General features: G+C 60.1%; 18 protein-coding genes and 1 pseudogene. 7 read left to right on the top strand and 12 right to left on the bottom strand.

The genetic code is table 11. The annotated features are described in order from the left end of the window. Nucleotides 1-9: 9 nt before the first annotated feature. The 5 genes from AC1Z1G_RS13120 to AC1Z1G_RS13100 are packed head-to-tail and all read right to left on the bottom strand — an operon-like array spanning nucleotide 10 to nucleotide 6,203. A complete protein-coding gene (locus tag AC1Z1G_RS13120) occupies nucleotides 10-771 on the bottom strand; it encodes an iron ABC transporter ATP-binding protein (RefSeq protein ID WP_483627544.1) in 762 nt (253 codons plus the stop codon). Next, nucleotides 768-1,715, bottom strand: a complete 948-nt coding sequence (locus AC1Z1G_RS13115) for an iron chelate uptake ABC transporter family permease subunit (RefSeq protein ID WP_483627837.1) — start codon at nucleotides 1,713-1,715, stop codon at nucleotides 768-770. Before AC1Z1G_RS13115 ends, AC1Z1G_RS13120 begins: the two co-directional genes overlap by 4 nt. Then, nucleotides 1,715-2,656, bottom strand: coding sequence for an ABC transporter permease (locus AC1Z1G_RS13110; protein ID WP_483627542.1), 942 nt, complete (start codon nucleotides 2,654-2,656; stop codon nucleotides 1,715-1,717). The genes AC1Z1G_RS13115 and AC1Z1G_RS13110 overlap by 1 nt, the downstream gene beginning before the upstream one ends. Then, on the bottom strand, nucleotides 2,656-4,422 hold the full coding sequence (locus AC1Z1G_RS13105; protein WP_483627540.1) for an ABC transporter ATP-binding protein: 1,767 nt from the start codon (nucleotides 4,420-4,422) through the stop codon (nucleotides 2,656-2,658). Before AC1Z1G_RS13105 ends, AC1Z1G_RS13110 begins: the two co-directional genes overlap by 1 nt. Beyond that, a complete protein-coding gene (locus tag AC1Z1G_RS13100) occupies nucleotides 4,416-6,203 on the bottom strand; it encodes an ABC transporter ATP-binding protein (RefSeq protein ID WP_483627538.1) in 1,788 nt (595 codons plus the stop codon). Before AC1Z1G_RS13100 ends, AC1Z1G_RS13105 begins: the two co-directional genes overlap by 7 nt. Nucleotides 6,204-6,394: 191 nt before the next feature. Between AC1Z1G_RS13100 and AC1Z1G_RS13095 the strand changes: the two genes are divergently transcribed. The 4 genes from AC1Z1G_RS13095 (at nucleotide 6,395) to AC1Z1G_RS13080 (ending at nucleotide 13,133) form a co-directional block, all read left to right on the top strand. Further along, nucleotides 6,395-7,009 carry a TetR/AcrR family transcriptional regulator gene (locus AC1Z1G_RS13095; RefSeq protein WP_483627536.1) on the top strand — a complete coding sequence of 205 codons (615 nt, stop codon included), beginning with the start codon at nucleotides 6,395-6,397 and terminating at the stop codon, nucleotides 7,007-7,009. A gap of 257 nt (nucleotides 7,010-7,266) precedes the next feature. Then, on the top strand, nucleotides 7,267-8,520 hold the full coding sequence (gene mexE, locus AC1Z1G_RS13090) for a multidrug efflux RND transporter periplasmic adaptor subunit MexE (protein ID WP_483627534.1): 1,254 nt from the start codon (nucleotides 7,267-7,269) through the stop codon (nucleotides 8,518-8,520). A 15-nt stretch (nucleotides 8,521-8,535) separates the two neighbouring features. After that, nucleotides 8,536-11,715, top strand: coding sequence for an efflux RND transporter permease subunit (locus tag AC1Z1G_RS13085; protein WP_483627532.1), 3,180 nt, complete (start codon nucleotides 8,536-8,538; stop codon nucleotides 11,713-11,715). Continuing rightward, complete coding sequence (locus AC1Z1G_RS13080) at nucleotides 11,712-13,133, top strand: efflux transporter outer membrane subunit (protein ID WP_483627530.1); 1,422 nt, start codon at nucleotides 11,712-11,714, stop codon at nucleotides 13,131-13,133. The genes AC1Z1G_RS13085 and AC1Z1G_RS13080 overlap by 4 nt, the downstream gene beginning before the upstream one ends. Before the next feature lie 55 nt (nucleotides 13,134-13,188). On the opposite strand, the gene AC1Z1G_RS13075 is transcribed toward AC1Z1G_RS13080, so the two are convergent. Beyond that, nucleotides 13,189-13,332 carry a hypothetical protein gene (locus tag AC1Z1G_RS13075; protein ID WP_483627528.1) on the bottom strand — a complete coding sequence of 48 codons (144 nt, stop codon included), beginning with the start codon at nucleotides 13,330-13,332 and terminating at the stop codon, nucleotides 13,189-13,191. Between the two features lie 114 nt (nucleotides 13,333-13,446). On the opposite strand from AC1Z1G_RS13075, the gene AC1Z1G_RS13070 reads away from it, so the two are divergent. Together AC1Z1G_RS13070 and AC1Z1G_RS13065 are read left to right on the top strand one after the other, a co-directional pair. Beyond that, complete coding sequence (locus AC1Z1G_RS13070) at nucleotides 13,447-14,346, top strand: bestrophin family protein (RefSeq protein WP_483627526.1); 900 nt, start codon at nucleotides 13,447-13,449, stop codon at nucleotides 14,344-14,346. A 75-nt stretch (nucleotides 14,347-14,421) separates the two neighbouring features. Next, complete coding sequence (locus AC1Z1G_RS13065) at nucleotides 14,422-15,477, top strand: tetratricopeptide repeat protein (protein WP_483627524.1); 1,056 nt, start codon at nucleotides 14,422-14,424, stop codon at nucleotides 15,475-15,477. Between the two features lie 42 nt (nucleotides 15,478-15,519). On the opposite strand, the gene AC1Z1G_RS13060 is transcribed toward AC1Z1G_RS13065, so the two are convergent. The 5 genes and pseudogenes from AC1Z1G_RS13060 to AC1Z1G_RS13040 form a co-directional block, all read right to left on the bottom strand. Continuing rightward, the gene (locus AC1Z1G_RS13060; RefSeq protein ID WP_483627522.1) at nucleotides 15,520-15,897 is read right to left on the bottom strand and encodes a response regulator; all 378 of its coding nucleotides are present in this window, start codon (nucleotides 15,895-15,897) and stop codon (nucleotides 15,520-15,522) included. Nucleotides 15,898-15,975: 78 nt separating this feature from the next. Beyond that, the gene (locus AC1Z1G_RS13055) at nucleotides 15,976-17,157 is read right to left on the bottom strand and encodes a hybrid sensor histidine kinase/response regulator (RefSeq protein ID WP_483627520.1); all 1,182 of its coding nucleotides are present in this window, start codon (nucleotides 17,155-17,157) and stop codon (nucleotides 15,976-15,978) included. Then, nucleotides 17,151-17,282 (bottom strand): annotated as a pseudogene (locus AC1Z1G_RS13050) (chemotaxis protein CheB); the annotation flags it as partial. The pseudogene AC1Z1G_RS13050 and the gene AC1Z1G_RS13055, both read right to left, overlap by 7 nt. Before the next feature lie 3 nt (nucleotides 17,283-17,285). Beyond that, complete coding sequence (locus AC1Z1G_RS13045; RefSeq protein ID WP_483627518.1) at nucleotides 17,286-18,101, bottom strand: CheR family methyltransferase; 816 nt, start codon at nucleotides 18,099-18,101, stop codon at nucleotides 17,286-17,288. After that, nucleotides 18,101-21,592, bottom strand: coding sequence for a response regulator (locus AC1Z1G_RS13040; RefSeq protein ID WP_483627516.1), 3,492 nt, complete (start codon nucleotides 21,590-21,592; stop codon nucleotides 18,101-18,103). Before AC1Z1G_RS13040 ends, AC1Z1G_RS13045 begins: the two co-directional genes overlap by 1 nt. Nucleotides 21,593-21,854: 262 nt before the next feature. On the opposite strand from AC1Z1G_RS13040, the gene AC1Z1G_RS13035 reads away from it, so the two are divergent. Then, nucleotides 21,855-22,223, top strand: coding sequence for a response regulator (locus tag AC1Z1G_RS13035; RefSeq protein ID WP_483627514.1), 369 nt, complete (start codon nucleotides 21,855-21,857; stop codon nucleotides 22,221-22,223). A 1-nt stretch (nucleotide 22,224) separates the two neighbouring features. Here AC1Z1G_RS13035 and AC1Z1G_RS13030 read toward each other — a convergent pair whose 3' ends face one another. Beyond that, nucleotides 22,225-23,103, bottom strand: a complete 879-nt coding sequence (locus tag AC1Z1G_RS13030) for a GntR family transcriptional regulator (RefSeq protein WP_483627512.1) — start codon at nucleotides 23,101-23,103, stop codon at nucleotides 22,225-22,227. Nucleotides 23,104-23,147: the final 44 nt, after the last annotated feature.

Below are 23,147 nucleotides of genomic sequence, written 5' to 3'. Positions count from 1 at the left end.
CGGTTCTCTTTATGGGTTGAAGTAGTTGCACAGGCGCCCGCGCTGACCATGGGTGATATCGAAGTCCAGCCCGTACAGTTCACCCAGCCGCGCTTCGGTAATCACCTCGGCAACGCTGCCGGCGCAATGCACCGCGCCCTCCTTCATCGCAACGATGTGGTCGGAATAGCTGGCGGCAAAGTTGATGTCATGCACAACCAGGATCACGGTGCGCCCGAGCTCGTCACATAGTCGGCGCAGCGCGCGCATGATCTGCACGGCGTGCTTGATATCGAGGTTGTTCAGCGGTTCATCCAGCAATAGATAGTCCGTCTGCTGGGCGATGGTCATCGCCAGAAAGGCCATCTGCCGCTGCCCGCCGCTGAGCTCGTCGAGGTAGGCATGGCGCAGCGGTTCCAGGGACAGGAACGAGATGGCCTCGTCGATCACCCGCTGGTCTTCGCGGGTCAACGCCCCACGGCTGTAGGGAAAGCGCCCGAAGGCGACCAACTCCTCCACCGTCAAACGCAGGTTGAAGTCTGGCGATTGGCGCAAGGTCGCGACCCGCTTGGCGTATTCACCGATATGAATATCTGCAACCGGACGGCCCTCGATGCGGACTTCACCACGGCCAGGTTCCATCAGCCGCGCGATCATCATCAGCAGCGTGGTCTTGCCCGCGCCATTTGGACCGATAAGCGAAGTCAGACTCCGGGCGGGAAAACAGGCGTCAATGCCCCTCAGGACAGTCTTGGCGCCATAGGCCTTGTGGATGTCGTGAACAGTGATCATGGGGCTCCTCGGGTACGTACCATCAACACAAGGAAATACCCGCCGCACACCAGATTGACGAGAATGCCGACGGTGGTCTTGTAGTTGAAAACATGCTCGACCAGCAGTTGAGCGGCGATAAACATACCGACGGCAATCGCGCTTCCCAGTGGCAGCGTGACCCGGTGCCTGAAGGTTCGGGCAAGCGCATAGGTGATGTTCGCCACGAAGACGCCCATAAAAACCGTGGGCCCGAGCAGGCTGGTCGACACCGCGACCAGGGCCGCGATCAGCGCGAGATGCAGGCGCACGTTGCGCCGATAGTCGACCCCCAGGGAAATGGCCTGGTCACGCCCCAGAGAGAGCACATCGAGGGTCGGCAAAGTCTTGCGGCCCACCAGGCAAACCGCGGCAACCAGCAACCCCGAATAGAGCAACTGCCGGGGTTGTGCCCGGTTGAAAGAGGTCTGGCTGAAGCCCTGCAGGACCGAGAATTCGCCAGGGCTGACCTTGAGCTGGACAAACTGGGTAAACGTACTGATCACCATGGTCAGTACCAACCCGATCAGCAGCAGGAAGTACACGTTGCTCTTGCCGTCCCGGAACAACCAACGATGGATGCCCCACGAATAGGCGAGCATCAACAGCACGGACAGCAGGAAGTTGCCGTTGATGCCGAAGAGAACCACGCTGTAGGTGCCCAGGAACAGAACCAGCATGGCCTGCAACAGCAGATAGACGGCCTCGTAGCCCATGATCGCCGGCGTCAGTATCCGGTTGCCCGTAAGGGTCTGGAACGTGATCGACGACCAGGCAATACCTACCCCACCGATCAGCATGGCAGTCAGCCGGGCGATCCGCTTGGGTATCACGTAGTCAAAGTCCAGGCCCGAGCGCAGGAACACGAAGACCAGTGCCAGCATGACAACAACGATCCACACGGCGTGTCGGGGCTGCAGGCGCATCATCTGTGCCTCCAGATGATCAGCGCGAAGAACAGCACACCACCCACGCTGCCTGCGGTCAGGCCGATCGGCACCTCGAACGGGTAAATAAGCAGGCGCCCGAGGATGTCGCAGGCCAGCAGCAAGGACGCACCGCCCAGCGCAACGATGGGCAGCGTGCGACCCAGGTTGTCGCCATATCGCAGCGCCACCAGATTGGGGATGACCAGCCCGACAAAGGGAATCGAACCGACGGTGATGACCGTGGCAGATACGGTGACCGCCACGAGCAGCAAGCCCAGCGCCACGGTTGCCGAATAGTTAAGGCCCAGGCTCGTCGCCATGCCCTCGCCCATGCCGACCAGGGTGAAACGGTGTGCATACAGGTAGGTCAACGCAACAATCGGCAGGATCAGGTAGATGATTTCGTAGCTGCCCTGCACAACCCTCGAAAAGTCCCCCAGCAGCCAGCCCTGCATGCTTTGCATGATGTTGTTGCGATAGGCGTAGAACTCGGCAATGGCGCTCAGCACACCTCCATACATCAGTCCGATGACCGGAACCAGTACCGTGCTCTTGAACTGGATGCGGCGGATCATTACCACAAAAATCAGGCCCGCAGCGAAGCAGAACACCAGCGCGAACAGCATTCGAGCCGGCGTTCCGGCGGCGGGCGCCAGTGCCAGCGATACCAGGATGCCGAGCTTGGCCGCATCCAGCCCACCGGTTGTGCCCGGCTCAACGAACTTGTTACGCACAATATGTTGAAGGATCACCCCGCACACAGACAGGCCACCCCCCGTCAGCACCAACGCCGCCAGACGCGGCAGGCGGCTGGCCGTCAGCGTCAGCCAGGCATCGCCCGACAGCAAGAACAGGTGCGACCACTCCAGCTGCCGGGCCCCTACCAGCAGCGACGCTCCGCAGAGCATGGCAAACAACACAAGCCATCGTGCACGCATCAGGCTGGCTCGCTGTTCGACGGCGCGGCGATACGCCAGCCCTTGGCAACCTGGCGTTGCTCCAGGAAATGCGCATAACGCCCGCCGCGGGCGCGCAATGCCGCAGGCGAACCTTGCTCAACGAGTTGACCCTTTTCGAGCACCACAATCTGGTCAGCCATCGACACGGTGGACAGTTGGTGCGCAATCACCACCAGCGTGTGCCGACCGCGCAGCCTGGACAGCGTTTGGGCAATGACAAGCTGATTCTCCGCATCCAGGGCGGCGGTGGCCTCGTCCACCAGCAGGATGGGCGCATTCTTGATCAGCGCACGGGCAATGGCGATGCGCTGGCGCTCGCCGCCCGACAGCCGTGCGCCACCCTCGCCGACTGGCGTGTCGATGCCCTGGGGCAAACGCTCGATTAGTTCGCTTACCCCGGCCTGCTCCGCAGCGTCGAGGATTTCGGCAGCGCTGGCGGCGGGTCTGCCGATGCGGATGTTGTCGGCAATGCTGCCCTGAAACAGATAAGTGTCCTGGAAAATCTGACTGATCTGGCCGGCCAGTTGTGAACTGGACATTTGCCGCACCTCCACTCCACCAATCAGCACGCTGCCCTGACTCGCATCGAAGAACCGCGCGATCAATCGTACCAGCGTGGTCTTGCCCGAGCCGGAAGCACCAATCAATGCGGTCATGCTGCCCGGTGCAATGCGCATGCTGACGCCACGCAGCACGTCGGGCTGATCGGGCGCATAGCGCAAGCTCACCTCGCGCAACTCGATCGAACCACCTACCGGGGCCTGCGGCTGATCCGGTTCCGACAAGGGCTCGACCGCAAAAATGCTCTGCACCTCCTCAAGCTGGCCGTACGCGCCACGCAGGATCTCGGCATAGCTGGCCACGTCCAGCAACGGATCGATATAGCGACTGGTCAATAACAGCGCGACAACAACGGCAATCACCGAGCCGGTTTCTCGTGCGATGCCCAGATGCGCGTTGAGCCACAGGGCAACGGCGATCAGCAAGGCCGCGAAGATGGCCTGCACCACCCAGGCATTGAGCACCGCCGAGAGTGTGGACTGATAGATCAGGCGCATGCCGGAGCGGCGCTGCCGGTCGATGGCCTGTTCGAGCAACTGCGTACCGCCGCCCTCGCCGTTGAAGGCGCGCAGCACCGACTGGGCCTGGGCGTACTCGACCATCCGCTGGCTGGCGTCGGCGAAATGACGCTGGAAGGTACGGTCGGCGCGTCGTCCCAGGCGAGCGGTCAGCAACAACGCCACGACGAGGATCGGCAGCCCCAGCAACGCAATCAGGCCCATCGGCCAGTGCAACACGAACAGCGCCGCCACGATCACCAACGGCGTTACGGCGCCGCTGATCACTGGCGTGAACACATGCGCCGGCAACTGAGCGACTGCCATCATGCCTTGGGTAATGACATGACCGAGGCGGCTGGTATTTTGCGCCGTGAACCAGCCCAGAGGCAGGCGCGCGACATGATCGCCGATACGCTGCCGCGCGCCCTGCAGAATAGCCACGCCTACTGCCACGCCAGCCCTGTCCACCTGGCGCCGCCACGCCCAGCAAGCGGCCACGCCGGCCAGCGTCAGGATGAGCCACAGCGCAGCATCACGCACATCGCCGGCCAGCAAGCGTTCCAGAACGAGCACTGGCGTGGTGAGGGTCAACCCGCTGAGCAGGCCATACGACACCGCCATCCAGACGTAGCGGTGCAAGACGGGCGCATCTTCGCCCAACAGTTGAACTAAGGGTTTCAGCATGACGGCACCGCCAGTTCTTCTGAGTGTGGGTAGCCACCCTGCGCCCACAAGCGCGCATAGAGCCCCTTGCGTGCGAGCAGTTCGCCATGGCGGCCCTGTTCGTGAACAGTGCCGTTGTCGAGCACGATGATGTGGTCGGCGTGCATGACGGTGTCGAGCCGATGCGCGATGACCAATAGTGTGCGGCCCTCGGCGAAGCGCGACAGCGCATCCTGGATCGCGACTTCGCTTTCGGCATCCGCTGCCGCCGTGGCTTCGTCGAGCACCAGCACGGGCGGATCGAGCAGCACGGCGCGGGCAATGCTTACACACTGCTGCTCGCCACCGGAAAACTGCGCATCCTCGCCGATCACCGAGTCATAGCCGCGCGGCAAACCGAGAATGCGCTCGTGGATGTTCGCAGTGCGCGCAGCGTCCTCGATCTGCTGCTGGCTGGCCGACGGTCTGCCTAGGGCAATGTTGTCGCGCACGCTGGCGTGGATCAGGCGCACCTCCTGCAATACGAAACCGATGTGCCGGTAAAGGCTGGAAGTCTCGATATGGCGCAGATCCACACCGCCCAGGGTGACGCGCCCCTCTGTCGGGTCGAAGAAGCGCAGCAGCAGTCGCGCCAGAGTCGACTTACCGGCACCGGAGCGCCCGACGATGGCTGTTGTCGTGCCGGGTTTGAGCGTGAAGCTGACATCCGAGAGCACCCGGCGCTCGGCGTCATAGGCGTAGCCAATACCCTCGAAGCGGATCTCGCGACCCTGGGGGGACTGCTGCATGCCAGGCGCCGGCTGCTCCAGCACGGGGGTATCCAGCAAGGCCAGCACGCGCCGGGCGGCACTGGCCGCATGGTTCAGGTCATGGGTGATGTAGTGCAGCAACAGCAACGGCCCACAAAGGCCCGGAGTCACCAGGGCGAACGGCAGTACATCCAGCGCAGCGATCCAGCCCAGCCCCACGAAGAACGTACCGAAGACCAGCACCACGCCGAGCACCGTGACCGGCGCAATCATCGCGTTGGCATTGGCCATCGGAGCCACCAGAGGCCGAGTGAACCCGATAAAAGCCTGGGCGAAGGCATCAATTGCCTCGCGGTAACTGCTGTGCGCCTTGGCGCTGGTACTGAATGACTTGACCACCGCAATGCCGTTGACGAACTCGACAACCGAGTTGTCGATGCGGCCCATCCCGGCAGCGAACGCCTGCATGTTCGCCTCACTGGCCTTCATGGCCCTGGCGAAGAACAGGAAGAACCCGGGAAACGGCAGGATCGAGACAATCGCCATGCGCCAATCCGTCGCGAACAGGTAGATCAGCGAGATCAGAATCGCGCCAACCGCACGCCCCAGTGTCGTGTAGAAATGCGCGGTCAGGCTGTGCAGCGTGTTGATGTCGTCCTGCATCGCCTGCTTGACCTCGCCCGATGCCCGGCTGGTGAACCAGCCCAACGGCACGCGACTGAGTAGCTGGACAATCGCCAGGCGCAAGTGATGGGTAATGCGGTTGTCCGCCAAATGGGCAAGCAGTTCTGCGGCGGATATCAGCAGCATGCCGGCGCACAGGCTCGTCACCCCCACAATCACCGCCCACCACGCCTCGTCCGGGGCAATGCTGGTGTCACCCAGAGCGACCCTGGCGATATGCGCGATACCGGCCAGCGGCACTAGCGTGAGCATCGCACCAACCGCGGCGAGCATGGTGGCAACGATCAGTCGCCCACGAACAGGGTTCAGTACCTGGCTGATCGGGCCGCGCACCTTTTTTTTGGCCGAGGCCTTGTCATGAGTGTCCATGGAAATCAAGCGTCCAGAAATTCAGAAGAGTGGGATGGCTCTCGCCTTCCAGTGCAGGAGATACAAGGGGCGCGGGATCACATGACATTGCCTTGGAAACAGTAATCTTAATTAGTTGCATGACTATAAACTAATTTGCGAAATGCTGACAAGACAGCTACAAGACAGTCACCACCGTTCAAGGATCAGTCATGAAAGCGCCACAACCACCCGCTACCCGAGGGCGCCCTCGCACCATCACACGGGAACGCATCGTCGAAGCAGGCATCAAGATCGGCTTACCGAGCATTACCTTTGTCGGCGTTGCTGCCGCATTGGGGGTCAGCCATATGGCGCTTTATAAGCACGTGGCGAGTCTGGAAGCGCTCAAAAGCATGATCGCCGAGGAGATCTTCACCCGATGGCAGATTCCCCAGGCAGAGGCTGATCGGCGTGGCGGGTTGAAGGCATACATGATTGTGTTTGCTACATCGGTGCGGGTGTTTGTCAAGGCGCACCCCGGACTGACGCCTTACATCATCCGCAGGCTGGTGGCGACACAACCGATGCTCGCCAAGATCGACGAACATCAGAGCCATATCGCGCAGGCCTATGGCATTTCAAAGGCGCACGCACGCTGGTTACTGGCGACAGTGGCATTCCACGGCATCGCCGTGGCCGACACGGTGTATTCGGTCACCGGCCGAGAGCCCGTCGTAGAAGCGGATCGTGCAGCGGAAGAAGCCGAGATGGAGGCTGAGCTGGCTCAGGGCATGCACGCGCTCATCGTCGGTGCGCTGGTCCTTCTGGAGGAAGACGCTCATTGATTTAGCCGGGCACAGAACTTGTGTCCACTGAAAATCCAATGTGGGAGCAACTCGGTCTGAGGCCCGACCGTTGCACTCCCCGCAACACAGCATTGTCATCAACCGCATTGATAGCCGCCTAACGCAAGCCCCATGCTAGAGGGCTTGCCTGGCCTCTATATCATTCCGAATGATAGTTATCTTCGCTTCATTCGATTCGTGAGATGTCACCTCGCCGAGCATTATCCGCCCATCTCAATACAGTGGCGGATGCATCCATGGAACATTCACTCAAACATTTGCGCTTCCCCTTGGCCGCTCTGGCCTTGCTGGTGATGAGCGCTTGCGGCAAAACCCCGGACACTGCAGCCGCCATGCCAGCGACCAAAGTCAGCGTGGCCAAGGTGCTGGAGCAACCGGTCAACGAGTGGGACGAATTCACAGGGCGCCTCGAGGCGCCGGAGACCGTCGAGATTCGTCCTCGCGTGTCGGGGCAGATCGATCAGGTGGCGTTCACCGAAGGCGCACTGGTCAAGAAAGGTGACTTGCTGTTCCAGATCGACCCTCGCCCGTTCCAGGCCGAGGTCCGCCGCCTCGAAGCCCAGGTTGCCCAGGCCCGCGCCAATGCCACCCGCAGTGAAAACGAAGCCCAACGTGGCGAGCGTCTGCGCACCAGCAATGCCATTTCCGCCGAACTCGCCGACTCGCGCACCAGCGCCGCCCAAGAGTCCCGCGCGGGCGTCGCGGCGATTCAGGCGCAACTGGATCTGGCCAAACTGAATCTGAGTTTCACCCGTGTCACATCGCCCATCAGCGGCCGTGTCAGCCGTGCCGAAATCACCGCCGGCAACCTGGTGACCGCCGACACCACGGCCCTGACCAGTGTGGTGTCCACCGACAAGGTCTACGCCTACTTCGACGCCGATGAGCGTGTGTTCCTCAAGTACACCCAACTCGCCCGCCAGGGTCAGCGCGGTCAAACCACCCCGGTTTACCTTGGCCTGTCCAATGAAGACGGCAACCCGCACCTGGGCCAGATGAACTTCGTCGACAACCAGGTCAACCCGAAAACCGGCACCATTCGTGGTCGTGCGGTGTTCGACAACAGCGACGGCAACTACACCCCAGGCCTCTATGCGCGCCTGAAACTGGTCGGCAGCGGCACCTACTCCGCCGTGCTGATCAACGACGAAGCCGTCGGCACCGACCTGGGCAAGAAGTTTGTGCTGGTGATGGACGCCGACAACAAATCGGCTTACCGCGCCGTTGAACTGGGTCCGAAAATCGAAGGCCTGCGCATCGTGCGCAGTGGCCTGAACAAGGACGACACCATCATCGTCAAGGGCTTGCAGCGGGTTCGTCCGGGCTCACCGGTCGCGCCTGAAGTGATTCCGATGGCCAGCAAGGAAACCCTTGCGGCCCTGGCGCAACAACGACAAGCGCTTGAAGCCAGCAACCTGCCTCAGATCGCACCCGCCAAGGTTGCGCCGGGTACGGCTGTGAAACTCGCCGCTGCGACTCCACGCGGTTAAGGGACGACAACTCCGATGAATTTTTCCCAATTCTTCATATCACGGCCGATCTTTGCCGCAGTGCTCTCGCTGCTGATCCTGATCGCCGGCGCCATCTCGCTGTTCCAATTGCCGATCAGTGAATACCCGGAAGTGGTTCCGCCGACCGTGGTCGTGCGCGCCAACTTCCCGGGGGCCAACCCCAAAGTCATCGGTGAAACCGTGGCCGCTCCACTGGAGCAGGCCATCACCGGCGTCGAGAACATGCTGTACATGTCCTCGCAGTCCACCGCTGACGGCAAGATCACCCTGACCATCACCTTTGCCCTGGGCACAGACCTGGACAACGCACAGGTACAGGTACAGAACCGCGTGACCCGGACCCAGCCGAAGCTGCCGGAAGAAGTGACGCGCATCGGTATTACGGTGGACAAGGCCTCGCCCGACCTGACCATGGTTGTGCACTTGACCTCGCCGGACAAACGCTACGACATGCTCTACCTGTCCAACTACGCCTTGCTCAACATCAAGGATGAGTTGGCGCGGCTGGGCGGTGTCGGCGACGTGCAACTGTTCGGTATGGGCGACTACTCGCTGCGGGTCTGGCTCGACCCGAACAAAACCGCTTCACGCAACCTGACCGCCACCGACGTGGTCAACGCCATCCGCGAGCAGAACCGCCAGGTCGCTGCCGGTGCCTTGGGTGCGCCACCGGCGCCGAATGCCACCAGTTTCCAGTTGTCGGTCAACACTCAGGGGCGCCTGGTCACTGAGGAAGAGTTCGAAAACATCATCATTCGCTCCGGCGACAACGGTGAAATCACTCGCCTCAAAGACATCGCACGGGTCGAGCTGGGTTCCAGCCAATACGCCCTGCGCTCGTTGCTGAACAACCAACCGGCCGTGGCGATTCCGATCTTCCAGCGTCCGGGCTCCAATGCTATCGAGATCTCCAACGAAGTCCGGGCGAAAATGGCCGAACTGAAACAGAGCTTCCCGGAAGGCATGGACTTCAGCATCGTCTATGACCCGACCATCTTCGTTCGCGGCTCCATCGAAGCGGTGGTTCATACGCTGTTTGAAGCGCTGATCCTCGTGGTGCTGGTGGTGATCCTGTTCCTGCAAACCTGGCGTGCCTCGATCATTCCGTTGGTGGCGGTGCCGGTGTCGCTGATCGGTACGTTCGCCGTGATGCATCTGTTCGGCTTCTCGCTCAACGCCCTGTCGCTGTTCGGCCTGGTGCTGGCCATCGGGATCGTGGTCGACGATGCGATCGTGGTGGTAGAGAACGTCGAGCGTAATATCGAGCTGGGCCTGAACCCGGTGGATGCGACCAAGCGTGCCATGCGTGAAGTGACCGGGCCGATCATCGCCACGGCACTGGTGCTCTGCGCCGTGTTCATTCCCGCAGCCTTCATCAGCGGCTTGACCGGGCAGTTCTACAAGCAGTTCGCCCTGACCATTGCGATTTCGACGGTGATTTCGGCCTTCAACTCGCTGACGTTGTCGCCAGCCCTGGCCGCCGTGTTGCTCAAGCCTCACGATGCGCCGAAGGACCGTTTCTCGAAGGTCCTCGACACGCTGTTCGGCGGCTGGTTGTTCCGTCCGTTCAACCGTTTCTTCGTCAAGGCCAGCCACGGCTACGTCGGCACCGTGAAACGCGTGATTCGCGGCAGCGGCATCGCCCTGTTCCTGTACGCCGGCCTGATGGTGCTGACTTACTTCGGCTTCGCCCACACCCCGACCGGTTTCGTACCGCCGCAGGACAAGCAGTACCTGGTGGCCTTCGCCCAGTTGCCGGATGCCGCGAGCCTGGACCGCACCGAAGACGTGATCAAGCGCATGTCCGACCTGGCCCTGAAACAGCCAGGCGTGGAAAGCGCCGTGGCCTTCCCTGGCCTGTCGATCAATGGTTTCACCAACAGCCCGAACAACGGCATCGTCTTCGTGACCTTGAAACCGTTTGACGAGCGTAAAGACCCAAGCATGTCGGCCGGTGCGATTGCCGGTGCCTTGAACGGCAAATATGCCGACATCCAGGAAGCCTACATGGCGATCTTCCCGCCGCCGCCGGTACAGGGCCTGGGCACGATTGGCGGCTTCCGCCTGCAAGTCGAGGACCGCAGTGGCCTGGGCTATGACGAGCTGTACAAAGAAGTGCAAAACGTCATCGCCAAAAGCCGCAGCGTGCCGGAGCTGGCCGGGTTGTTCACCAGTTATCAGGTCAACGTGCCTCAAGTCGATGCCGCCATCGACCGCGAGAAAGCCAAGACCCACGGCGTGGCGATCACCGACATCTTCGACACCCTGCAAATCTACCTGGGCTCGTTGTATGCCAACGACTTCAACCGCTTTGGCCGCACCTATCAGGTCAACGTTCAGGCCGAGCAACAGTTCCGCCTGGAGCCTGAGCAGATCGGTCAGTTGAAAGTGCGCAACAACAAAGGCGAGATGATCCCGCTGGCGACCTTCATCAAGGTCAGCGACACCGCAGGCCCGGACCGCGTGATGCACTACAACGGTTTCGTGACCGCTGAAATCAACGGTGCGGCAGCCCCTGGCTACAGCTCCGGCCAGGCGGAGGCGGCCATCGAGAAACTGCTCAAGGAAGAACTGCCCAACGGCATGACCTACGAATGGACCGAGCTGACGTACCAGCAGATCCTTTCCGGCAACACCGCGCTGTTCGTGTTCCCGCTCTGCGTGCTGCTGGCGTTCCTGGTGCTGGCGGCTCAATACGAAAGCTGGAGCCTGCCACTGGCGGTGATCCTGATCGTACCAATGACCTTGCTGTCGGCCATCGTCGGGGTGATTGCCTCGGGCGGTGACAACAACATCTTCACCCAGATCGGCTTGATCGTACTGGTTGGCCTAGCGTGCAAGAACGCGATCCTGATCGTCGAGTTCGCCAAGGACAAACAGGAAGAAGGCCTGGACCCGCTCGCCGCAGTGCTCGAAGCCTGCCGCCTGCGTCTGCGGCCGATCCTGATGACCTCCTTCGCCTTCATCATGGGCGTGGTGCCCCTGGTCTTCTCCAGCGGTGCCGGTGCGGAAATGCGTCATGCCATGGGTGTGGCGGTGTTCTCCGGGATGTTGGGGGTGACCTTCTTCGGTCTGTTGCTGACGCCGGTGTTCTACGTATTGATCCGCCGCTATGTGGAGCGCGGCGAAGCGCGCAAAGCGGCCAAGGCCCTGAAACTGGAGGCGCAACAATGAGTCTGAAAGCCTTCCTACCGAGCTTGCTGGCATTGGCCCTGAGTGCCTGTGCCGTCGGCCCGGACTACCAAACCCCTCTGACTGCGGCGGCCAACATCACGGCCGCCACCGATGGCGCAAACGGTCAGAAGAACTTTGACCGTGCACGCTTCGAAGGGATCTGGTGGCAGCAATTCGAGGACCCGATCCTCAACCAATTGGTGACCCAGTCCTTGCAGGGCAACCGTGAATTGCGCGTGGCATTCGCCCGGCTCAAAGCGTCGCGGGCGATCCGCGACGATGCCAGCAACGACGCCATGCCGACCATCACCAGCCGTGCCAGCAGCAATTTGGCCAAGGGCCAGATTCCGGGCCAGACCACCAAACGGGTCAACAGTGAGCGTTATGACCTGGGCCTGGACATGGCCTGGGAGCTGGACTTGTTCGGGCGCATCCAGCGCAATCTGGAAGCGAGCGATGCCGATCAGCAATCGGCCGAGGCCGATTTGTATCAGTTGCAAGTCACCCTGATTGCCGAACTGGTGGATGCCTACGGTCAATTGCGCGGCGCACAGCTGCGGGAAAAAATTGCCTTGGCCAACCTTGAGAACCAGCAAGAGTCGAGCAAGATCACCGTCAGCCTGCGCGATGCCGGCGTCGGCGATCAGCTCGACGTGGTGCGCGCCGACGCCCGCCTCGCCTCTGTCGAGGCCAGCGTGCCGCAGTTGCAGGCCGAGCAGAACCGCCAGCGCAATCGCATCGCCACGCTGCTGGGCGAACGCCCGGACAAACTGACCGTCGACCTGCGTCCCGCCAGCCTGCCGGCAATTGCCAAGGCACTGCCGATTGGTGATCCGGGTGAACTGCTGCAACGCCGTCCGGACATCCTCAGTGCCGAACGCAAACTGGCCGCCGCCACGGCGCGAATCGGCGTGGCCAAGGCCGACTTGTTCCCACGGGTCAGCCTGAGCGGTTTCCTCGGTTTCACCGCCGGGCGTGGTTCGCAGATCGGTTCATCGGCTGCCAATGCCTGGGCGCTGGGCCCGAGTATCACCTGGGCAGCCTTCGATCTGGGCAGCGTACGGGCTCGTTTGCGCGGCGCCGATGCTAACGCCGAGGGCGCACTGGCAACCTATGAGCAGCAAGTGTTGCTGGCACTGGAAGAGTCGGAAAACGCGTTCAGCGATTACGGCAAACGTCAGCAGCGGTTGATTTCGTTGATCCGCCAAAGCGAGTCGAGCCGCGCTGCGGCCGATCTTGCACAAATCCGCTACCGCGAAGGCACCGTGGACTTCCTCGTGCTGCTCGACGCACAGCGTGAACGGCTGGCGGCCGAAGATTCCCAGGCACAGGCCGAAGTCGACCTGTACCGCGGCATCGTCGCCATCTACAAAGCGTTGGGTGGTGGCTGGCAACCGGAGACCGTCGCCAGCAAGTAACCGTTTCAAGTGCTCCTTTGGTTGGCCGCAACCAACCAATTCTTTGCCCCGCGCCTCATTCGGTCGCGGGGCTTTTTTTTGCTTGTGCGTCGTGCAGACCGGCTCGGGACTGATCAGCGGTAGAAAACAGCACCTGATTGCCCAAGCGCTGGGAGTCGTCCTTGAAGACGCAATCGGCCAAGCAGCGCTCGATGATCATGCCCGTATTCATAGACAGGCTCGATCACCCCGTCAGCCATAGCGATTGGACAGCTTAGGCGGGTGCTTCTACTCTTGATCCGCCGCGAAAAGCGCCTCAGCCGTAGATCTGCCCATGATTGTCCGTCCCAAGCCGAACCTGATCGGCATTCTGTTTTCCCTCAAGGGCTCAATTGCCAAACGTATTGCGTTGCGCAGTCTGTTGGTGACATTGCTGGCGTCGGTCATCGTGCTGGTGGAAACCCTGCACCCGGCGTATTTCTCCAAGGTCAACGCCACGCCTTTCACGTTGCTGGGGCTGTCGCTGTCGATCTTCATGAGTTTTCGCAACAACGCCTGCTATGACCGTTGGTGGGAAGGTCGCAAGCAGATGGGCCAGTTGATTATCGAAGTACGGTCGTTGATCCGTGAAACCCTGATCATCAAGGATTCGGCCGAACGTGCGCCGCTGCTGCGTGAGCTCTGCGGCTTTGCCCATGGCCTGATCGCCCGCCTGCGGGTTGAAGACGAGGCCGCTGCTGCCCAACCCTGGGTGAGCGAGTTGATTGACGAGCGCCACCCGAACATCACTGACAGCGTCTTGCAGGGCATTGGTGCGCGCTGCTCCTCACTCGCTGAAAGTGGGCGCATCAGTGAATGGCGTTACACCCAACTGGAAACCCGACTGGTGAGCCTCAGCCAGGTCCAAGCGGCCTGCGAGCGCATCAAGAGTACGCCGCTGCCCTACCCTTACACCTTGCTGCTGCACCGCACGATTTACCTGTTTTGCATCTTGCTGCCGTTTGCCATGGCCGAGCCGCTGGGCTGGTTGACGCCAATCTTTACGGCCATTGTCAGTTACACGTTTTTCGGCCTCGACGAAATCGGAGACGACCTCGAAGACCCTTTCGGTTTCGATGAGAACGATTTGCCGTGCAGCGCAATAGTCCGCACCCTGGAGCGTGAAGTGCTGGCCGCGTTGGGCCAGACCGAGCTGCCGCCGCCACTGGCACCGGTGGAGTACGTGCTCAGTTGAGTCAGGGTTTGACTCACGGCCCTGGCTGACCGAAGCTGACGCCTTTGCGTAACCCGTCAGCTTCCGGATTCCTGCATGTCCAAGCCCCGCTACTATCTGCTTATCAGCCTGTTCGCCCTGTTGCTCGTGGCGATCGCCTGGTTTTTCCTGCGCAGCACCACGCCGTCGCTGCCGTCGGCCGTTCGGCACGGCTACAGCGAAGCCTTGCAACAAGCGCGCAACGGTCAGCCGGGGGCGGCGCGAATGCTTTATCAGCAGATGGCGCGCCCGGACCTGCCGGATGCCCGCCGCATCAAGCTGCATGCCGAATTACCGAATTACCCCAGCCCACAAGCACTGAAACTGGCCGACGCCGACCTGAGTCACCCCTCAGTGGCCGTGCGTCAGGCCGCGATCAAAAGTGTCTCGGGGCTGGTGCCTGGCGGGCAACGCAGCCTGCTGCTGGGACCGCTGCTGGAAGATCGCGAGCAAGCGGTCCGGTTTTCCGCCGCCGATGCGCTGCTGGGGCTGTCGCCCGATGATCTGGGGTTGTACTTCGGCCCTTTGCAGCAAGTCATCGACCAATACCAGCAAGCCCTCAAGTCACAACCCGAGACGGCCGAAACCCAGTACCAACTGGCGCGCCTGCACTTGCATAACGCCCAGTTGAAAGAGGCCCAACAGGCACTGGAACAGAGCCTGCGCCTGGACCCCGGCAACCTGCGGGCCCTGGTGATTCAAATCGAAGTGCTCGACAAGCAAGGGCAAAGCGATGCGGCCCGCCAGTTGCTGGCCAAGCAGTTGCAAGCGCAACCGGACTCGGCGTACCTGCAACACGCCCTAGGCATGTGGCTGCTGCACCATGGGCAAAGCGAATTTGCCCTGTTGGGGCTGTCCAAAGCCGTGGAGCTGGAGCCGGACAACAAGGATTACCGCTACGACCTCGCCACCACCTTGCACAGCGAGCAGGAACTTGAAGCGGCGCAAAAGCAGTTGCAGGAAATCGTTCAGCGCCACCCGGCCGACCGCAAGGCGCGCGTACTGTTGATCAGTTACTGGAAAGAGTCCGGGCAGTTGCAGAATGTGCAGATTCTACTGGCTCAACTTGAACAGATGAACCCGGATGATCCGTCGTTGCAACAAGGCTTGTAGTCGATCACTCGCCCGCAAAGGGCAAGTGGTCGGGTTGTTCATTCAGGACAACATTTTCTGCATCAGCACCTGTAATTCGTCCAGGTCAAACGGCTTGGCCAGTATCGGCGCCTTGTGTGCAATCGGGCTGCCGGACTCGCGAATTTCCGCCGGGTAGCCACTGATGAAAATCACCTTCAGCTCAGGGCGCAGTTTCACCGCAGGCTCCGCGATCTGCACACCAGAGATGCCGCCCGGCAGGCGATAGTCAGTGATCATCATGTCCAGGTGCGGTTTGCTGGCCAGAATCTCAAACGCCTGCTCGCCGTCTTCGGCCTGCAGTACGCGGTAACCCTCGCCCGACAGGTAGGCGGCCAGCACCATCAGAATCGAGGGGTCATCTTCGACGATCAATACGACGTCTTGTGCATCTTCACTCATGGGAAGCCTTTGTTCGGTCAATAGCTGCTGATACGACCCTGCGGTCACGCAGAGGTTGCCTCGATTCGAATTGTTTTCCTACAGGGGCAGGCAAACGCGAAACAAGGCCCCTTCGTTGATACGGCTTTGAACGCTGATGGAGCCTCCATGAGCAGTGACAATCTGCTCGGAGATGAACAACCCGAGGCCCAGCCCGGCCGCCGCGGTTTTGTCCGAAACACGTTCGAACTGCTGGAAAATCCGCTTCTGGTTCTCTTCACTGATGCCAATGCCATGGTCACGCACCTCGACACGCGCCTCATCGTCCTGGGTATACACGGTTACCTGAATCGATTTTTTGCCGCCATAACGCAGGGCGTTGGTCAGCAGGTTGGACACCACCTGTTCAATCCGGAATTCATCCCAGTTGCCCTCTACCGGTTGCAACGCCGTAAAGGTCATCAAAGACTCGGCGGCTTCCACCTGCGGCGCGAAATTCTGCAACACGTTGCCCACCAACTGCGCCAGATCGAAGCGGCTGGTACGAATCGACAACTTGCCGGTGCGGATCCGCGAGACATCGAGCATGTCTTCGATGAGGCGGATCAGGCTCTTGATCTGCCGCTCGTCGCGGTCGACCATCGCGTGCATTTTGTCCATCGTGAACGCCTGGGTATTGTCACGGGCCAGGTGCATCTTGCGCAGTTGGGTTTCCAGTATCAGCCCGTTCAACGGCGTGCGCACCTCATGGGCGACGATCGACATGAAGTCGTCGCGCATGCGCACGGCCTGCTCAAGTTCATTCTGGGTAGCCTGTAACTTCTCAAGCAGGAGTTCCTGCTCGCGACGGCTTTGCTCCAGGGCTTCGACCTGAAGCTTCATGGCCTTGCTCTGGCGGTACAGGTCGACGAAGACATTGACCTTGCTTTTCACCGCGTGGATATCCAGCGGTTTGTGCAGGAAGTCCACGGCACCGCTTTCGTAGCCCTTGAAGGCGTAGTTCAGCTCACGCCCGGCGGCACTGACAAAAACGATGGGAATGTTCTTGGTTTTTTCGGTACCACGCATCAGCTCGGCCAGCTCGAAACCGTTCATACCTGGCATCTGCACGTCGAGAATGGCCATGGCGAACTCATGTTGCAACAACAACGACAAGGCTTCGTCCGCCGACAGCGCTTTGAAGACCATGCGGTCTTCGCGCTTGATCAGTGCCTCGAGGGCCAGCAGATTCTCCGGCAGGTCGTCGACAATCAGCAATTTGGCCTGGACAGTACTTAGCATGCGATGTGTTCCAACTCGACGAGCAGGCGGCCTATGCCGCGCAAAGGGAGAATGTGATCGGGCCGATGCAAGGCCAGTGCGGCGTCCGGCATCGTCGAGACATGCGCTTGCATCGGGTCCTGCACCGCTCATGATTTACGGTAGATCCTTTCAGTTTTTACCAAGGGGTCGAACTGCTTGCCGTAACCGGAGAAATCCAGGGTTTCCTTACTGCCCAGCACCAGAAACCCTCGATGACACAGCGATTCGTGAAACAGTCCAAACGCACGATCCTGTAGTTTTTTATTGAAGTAAATCAGTACGTTACGGCATGAAATTAACTGAGTTTCAGAGAACACGCTATCCGTCGCCAGGCTGTGGTCGGCGAAGGTCACGTTCTCACACAGGGTCTTGTCGAAAATCGCATAGTCGTAGGCTGCCGTGTAGTAATCGGCAAACGAACGCTGCCCCCCCGCCTGCTGATAATTGTGGGTGTAGGCGCGAATGTTCTCCAGGGAGAAAATCCCCTGCTTGGCCTTTTCCAGTGAGTGCGGATTGATGTCGGTGGCATAGATGATCGTGCGCTCCAGCAACCCTTCTTCACGCAGCAGGATCGCCATGGAGTAGACCTCCTCCCCGGTGCTGCAACCGGCAATCCAGATCTTCAGCGACGGGTAGGTCTTGAGCAGCGGCACCACTTCCTGGCGGATCGCCAGAAAATGCGACGGGTCGCGGAACATCTCGCTGACCGGAATCGTCAGCAACTGCAACAGTTGCATGAACGCGGTCGGGTCATGCAGCACCCGCTCCTGAAGCGCGGAAATGGTCCTGCATTCGAACTGACGCAACGCATGATTGACCCGGCGCTTGATCGACGCGTCGGAGTAATCACGAAAATCGTAGCTGTACTTGAGATAAATGGCTTCGATCAACAACCGCAGTTCGATATCCGTATTTCGCTCCACTAAATTCTTTCCATCTTCGGCAACCACACACGAATAAGCGAAAACAGGCGATCCAGGTCGATGGGCTTGGCCAGGTAGTCGTTGGAACCTGCCTGCAAGCAGCGCTCCTGATCGTCCTTCATGGCCTTGGCGGTCACGGCGATGATCGGCAGCTTGCGCCAGCGCGGGTCCTTGCGGATCTCGAGGGTGGCTTCGAAACCGTCCATCTCCGGCATCATAACGTCCATCAGCACCAGGTCGATGTCCTCCACTTCATTGAGTTTCTCGATCGCTTCACGACCATTACGGCCGATCACCACCACCGCGCCCTTATGCTCAAGCGCACTGGTCAGGGCAAAGATGTTGCGTACATCGTCGTCCACCAACAGCACTTTGCGCCCCTCGAAGACCTTGTCGCGACTGCGGGCGGTCTTGAGCATCTTCTGCCGTTCCTGGGACAACCGGGATTCGACTTTGTGCAAAAACAGTGTCACTTCATCCAATAGCCGCTCTGGCGAGCGTGCGCCCTTGATGATGATCGAGCGTGAATACTTGCGCAGGTCCGACTCTTCGTCACGGGTCAGGTTGCGTCCGGTATAGACGATAACCGGCGGGAACGAGCAAATATCCTCGGTCGACATCCGCTTGAGCAGATCGTTGCCGAGCATGTCCGGCAGCTTCAAATCGATAATCATGCAGTCGTAAATGTGAGTGCGCAGCAGCTCCAGGGCCTCCTGGGCCAGGCCGACAGCCGTGATTTCAATGTCATCGTCGCCGATCAGCCGGGCAATGCTGTCGCGCTGCAAGTCATCGTCTTCAACCAGCAGCACCCGTTTGACCTTCTGGGTGAGTTTGGCTTCCAGGCGTGCGAACACGTCCTTGAGCTCTTCGCGAGTGGTCGGCTTGACCGCGTAACCGATGGCGCCCATGTGCATGGCGGCTTCAACACGGTCTTCAACAGAGATCACGTGAACCGGGATGTGGCGGGTCTCGGCGTGTTCTTTCAGCCGCTGGAGCACCGTGAGCCCTGAATGGTCCGGCAAGCGCATGTCCAGCAGGATTGCATCCGGAATGAATTGCCTGGCCAGGTCGTAGCCTTCGTCGGCACCGTGAGCGACCAGGCATTGGTAGCCCAGTTCATGGGCCAGGTCGAAGAGGATCCGCGCAAAACCTTCCTCGTCCTCCACCACCAGGATGCAACGGGAGGCAAACGGCGCCTTCTCACGGTCGTCAGCAAAACGCGGGATAGCCACATCGGCAATCACCGGCGCCGGGGTCTGTGCAGCGGCGACAGGCTTGGCGGCGCCCGGGGCGATTCGCAGGGGTTCTGTCGGCTCGTCACCCGGTTCAACGTACTGCTGCGGCAGTACCAACGTGAAAACACTGCCCTCACCCGTTTGGCTGGTGACACTGATGGAACCGCCAAGCAGCGCCGCCAGATCCCGCGAGATCGACAACCCCAGCCCTGTGCCGCCGTAACGTCGGTTGGTGGTGCCATCGGCCTGACGGAACGCCTCGAAAATGCTCTCTTGCTGCTCGGCTGCAATGCCGATTCCGGAATCGCGCACTTCAAAAGCAATACCCTGCCCCGGCAGGCGGGACACCGTCAGACTGACCGCGCCCTTCTCCGTGAACTTCACGGCATTGGACAACAGGTTTTTCAGGACCTGCTCCAGACGCTGGCGGTCGGTGAACAGCATCAACGGCGCATCCGCATCAAGGTGTGTTGTGAACACCAGGCGTTTGTCGGCAGCCAGGGGCTCGAACATCGTGCGCAAACCGTCAACCAGCCGCGCGACACGGGTGTTTTCCGGGCGCATGTCCAGCTTGCCGGCTTCGACCTTGGAGATATCAAGGATGTCATTGATCAGGTTGAGCAAGTCATTACCGGCCGAATAAATCGACTCGGCGAACTGGACCTGTTCGGCGCTGAGGTTGTCTTGCGGGTTTTCTGCCAGGAGCTTGGCCAGGATCAACGAACTGTTCAGTGGCGTGCGCAACTCATGGGACATGTTGGCGAGGAACTCAGACTTGTACTTGCTCGATCGCTGCAATTCATCTGCCCGTTCTTCGAGCTGCACTTGCGCCAGATTCAACTCGCCATTCTTCTCATCCATGGCATCGCGCTGCTCAGCCAGTGCTTGTGCTTGCTCGGCCAATTGCTCGTTGGTCTGCTCAAGTTCCACTTGCTGAATTTCCAAGTGCGCCTGTGACTCCTTGAGAATCCGCGACTGCTCTTCCAGTTCCTCGTTAGCGGTTTTCAGTTCTTCTTGCTGCACTTGCAACTCTTCATTGAGCTGCTGGGTCTCGGCCAGCACTTCCTGCAAACGCTGACGATAACGCGCCGCTTCGATGGAGATGCCGATGTTGCCGGCAATCAGCTCGAACAATTCGATGTCCCGTTCGGTCAGGGCCCGCAGGAAACCCAGCTCGATGACGCCGTTGACCCGGTCATCGTCGCTGGTCGGCACCACCAGCACGCTGCGCGGTGCGCCTTCACCCAGCCCTGAACTGACCTTGAAGTAGTCGGCCGGCACATCGTCCAGGCGTATCAGCCGATCCTGCTGGGCAGCCTGGCCGACAATCCCTTCGCCGCTGTAAATCGCCTGGTCCTGCGCTTCCTGCTCACGGGAAAACCCGTACGAGGCAACGCGCTTAAGACCGCCGTGCTCTTCACGCACATACATTGCAGCGACAACAGTGCCCAGATACTGCGCGCAGAACTGCAGGATATTGCGCCCCAGCAGGTTCAACGTCAGTTGCCCCAACACCTGCTCCGCCAGTTCAGTCTGGCCGTTGCGCAACCAGGCTTGTTGCTCCAGACGCTGGGCACTCTTGTGTTGTTCTGCCAGGTTGGCGCCGTAAGTTTTGGAAAGGCTGAGCAAATCCCGTCGGCCCATAAAGGCCAACAACCCACTGATGGCCACCACAAACAGGACATACAGGGTGATGCTCCAGATCGTCGTGCGGCGCGCCTCTTCGCTGCGCGTGGTGCGCAACTGCTGCTCCATGTCGATCACATCGTCGTACTGTTTACGGATTTCATCCGTCAGGCGTTTACCGCGCCCCGCCTTGACCGCAGCACGGTAATCACCGTTGTTGCGCTGCAACTCGATTATGGTTTGCGCGTAGTTGTTCCACTCGACCTGCAAAGCCTCCACACGTCGCAGGCGATCGAGCTGAGGCGGGTTATCGGCAGTCAGCTCCTGCAGGGTCTTGAGTGCAACGATGATTCTCGGCTTGGCCGTTTCGTAGGGGTCCAGAAAATGCTCGTCCCCGGCCAACAGAAACCCGCGCATACCGGTTTCCAGGTCGACACTGAGCTTCATCGCTTCATTAGCGTTATTGATCACTCGATCAGTGTGCTCGACCCACTGGATCACCGACAGCAGGTAGGTAATCAAGGACACAAAGAACACCGCGCTGAGCACCCCCATGCCCAGCGGCAGACTTATGTTGCGACTCAGTAGCTTGCGAAAACTCTGTTCATCAACCGAAGACGTAGCGGTCATTTGGAGGCCCTGACGGACTGTTGAATTCAAAGGAGTTTGCCCCAAAAGCGCAATTGGGATCCATTTTTCTGACAAGGACAGGAGCGAAATCCTACATTCCTCTGCCCCAAGACAAGCAGAGTGGGTACTCTTGTCGACTTGTACAGCTATTCTTTTTTGTACAAGCGCCGGAACTTGTCATGAGTCGCCGCTTACTCATGCAAGAGGCCGGTATTTTCGATCGACCTGCGTCCTCCACTTCTATTCTTCGAGAGCCTCCTCTATGCCTGCCACCGTCCCCACCCTCCTGGTCGTCGAAGATGATGACATCGTGCGAATGCTGATCGTCGATGTCCTGGAGGAACTGGCATTCAAGGTGCTGGAGGCCAATTGCGGTGAAGCGGCGCAGGTCATCATCAACAGTGAACACCCCATCGACCTGCTGATGACCGATTACGGCCTACCTGACATGACCGGTCGGGACCTCGCCGACCAGGCGCGTCAAGCTCGCCCAACCCTGCCGATCCTGTTTGCCAGCGGCTATGCCGACAATATCGAGGTGCCTGAAGGGATGTCGGTGATCGGCAAACCGTTCTCTATTGATCAACTGCGCGACAAGGTTCGCGGCATGCTGGGCCTCGCACAGGCCTGAATCAGCCTTTCTTGCGCACTTCATTAAGGGTACCCGCCAGCTTCAGGTGCTGATAAAGCAAGTTCGACGCCCACTCCCGGTCGCCCTGCTCCAGTGCTTCGATGATCTGCAAGTGTTCGCGACACGACGTTTTGACCCGTTCCGGATTCGACACCGTGTGAAACTCGGTCAGGCGCCGCAGGCGATTCTGTTGCTGTACCGCCTGCAAGATGAACGAATTGCCGGACGCCAGCGCCAGCAACTCATGAAATTGCGCATTGGCTTCGAAAAAACTCAAGCTGTCGGGAGCGCCTTCAAGTAATGCCTGCTGCTTTTCGCGACAACGCTGCAACTGCTCACGGGGTAGTTTGAAGGTCGGCTCCAGCAACCCGGCCGGCTCCAGCAACATGCGAAAACGATAACTCTCAAAGCGCTTTTCGGCTGAGCTCAAGGTGGGCAGGAACATCCAGCCATGCCCATGCTTGCGCTGCATCACGCCCTCATCGGACAAACGCAGCAAGCAGCGACGCAACACGGCCTTACTGGCCCCGTAACGCCTTAGCAGGTCACTTTCCATAACGTGATCAGGCCAGGCCTGCGCCAAACGATCGTCAATCAAGCGCTGATACAGTGCTTCATCTTCACCTACCGGCAGGCTGACTTTGTCCAGACCGACGCTGAGCGGCGACTCCAGCACGCAAAAGCCCTGATGGGGCAATCGGCCTACCAGTTCTTTGGTCGCCAGATAGACCAACGCCCCCCGAACCGGCGAACGGGAGACGCCGAAGCGCTCGGCCAGCTCCACCTCCTTGAGGTGACTGCCGGGCGCCAGTTCGCCGGACTGAATTGCCGCAAGAATCTGCGAAGCTACTTTTACCTGGAGGGTGGTGGGTTCAGTCATTCCATTAGTCCTTGAATCAGCGCCCAGACGCTAACGCAAGACCG

The organism is Pseudomonas sp. JL27(2026), from assembly GCF_056933555.1.
Note: the sequence above shows the minus strand (reverse complement) of the source record. Positions and strands in the feature narration are given on the sequence as shown.